This is a genomic window from Streptomyces klenkii (assembly GCF_003626645.1).
Taxonomy (GTDB): domain Bacteria; phylum Actinomycetota; class Actinomycetes; order Streptomycetales; family Streptomycetaceae; genus Streptomyces; species Streptomyces klenkii.
This window is the reverse complement of the sequence record NZ_RBAM01000238.1, coordinates 1-1,006: the sequence shown is the minus strand read 5'-3', so window position 1 is coordinate 1,006 and position 1,006 is coordinate 1. Positions and strand designations below refer to the sequence as shown.

The 1,006-nt window shown below is 74.8% G+C and carries 1 protein-coding gene; it reads left to right on the top strand.

Annotation, left to right across the window (positions count from 1 at the left end; all coding sequences use genetic code 11):
* Positions 1 to 46: 46 nt before the first annotated feature.
* Positions 47 to 1,006, top strand: a 960-nt coding sequence (locus tag D7231_RS36030; protein ID WP_120760607.1) for a DHA2 family efflux MFS transporter permease subunit, incomplete at its 3' end; no start/stop codon positions are given.

Here is a 1,006-nt window from a genome sequence, read left to right as displayed (position 1 = left end):
CCAGGCAGTACCCCCTTCCCCGACACGACGCCCTTCCGATCTCGCCATGGAAACCGGAACCGCCCCCGCCCCGCCCCGCCGCGGGCTCGTCGCCTGGACCCTGGTCCTCACCAGCGCCGCCACCTTCATGGCCGCCCTGGACAACCTCGTCGTCACCACCGCCCTCCCCGTCATCCGCGAGGACCTCGGCGGCGGCCTCGCCGAGCTGGAGTGGATCGTCAACGGCTACACCCTCCCCTTCGCCTGCCTGCTGCTGCTCGGCGCCGCGCTCGGGGACCGCTTCGGCCGCCGCCGCGTCTTCGGCCTGGGCGTCCTGCTGTTCACCGCCGCCTCGGCCGCCGCCGCCCTGGCCGACTCCACCGGCGCGCTGATCGCCGCGCGCGCCGCCCAGGGCGCCGGGGCCGCGCTGCTGGTGCCCCTCAGCCTCACCCTCATCGCCGCCGTCGTCCCGCCCGAGCGGCGCGGCGCGGCGTTCGGCGTCTGGGGCGCGGTCCAGGGCATGGCCGTCGCCTCCGGGCCGCTGATCGGCGGCGCCCTGACCGAACACATCTCCTGGCAGTGGATCTTCTGGCTGAACGTCCCCCTGGGCGTGGCCCTCTACCCGCTGGTCCGGCTCCGGCTGGCCGAGAGCCGCGGGGCGAACGCCCGGCTCGACCTGCCCGGCACCCTGCTGGCCAGCGCCGGCCTGTTCGGCGTCGTGCTCTCCATCGTCCGCGGCCACGAGCACGGCTGGACCTCGGGCCCGGTGCTGGCCGGCTTCCTGCTGGGCGGTGCGGCCCTGGGCGCCTTCGTGGCCTGGGAGCTGCGCGCGCCCGCCCCGATGCTGCCGATGCGCTTCTTCCGCTCCCGGGCGTTCACCGCCGTCAACCTCTCCAGCCTGCTGATGTACGCGGGCATGTTCGGCTCGATCTTCCTGCTGACGCAGTTCCTCCAGCTCATCCAGGGCTACTCGCCCACCGAGGCCGGGCTGCGGATGCTGCCGTGGACCGCGATGCCGATGCTCGTC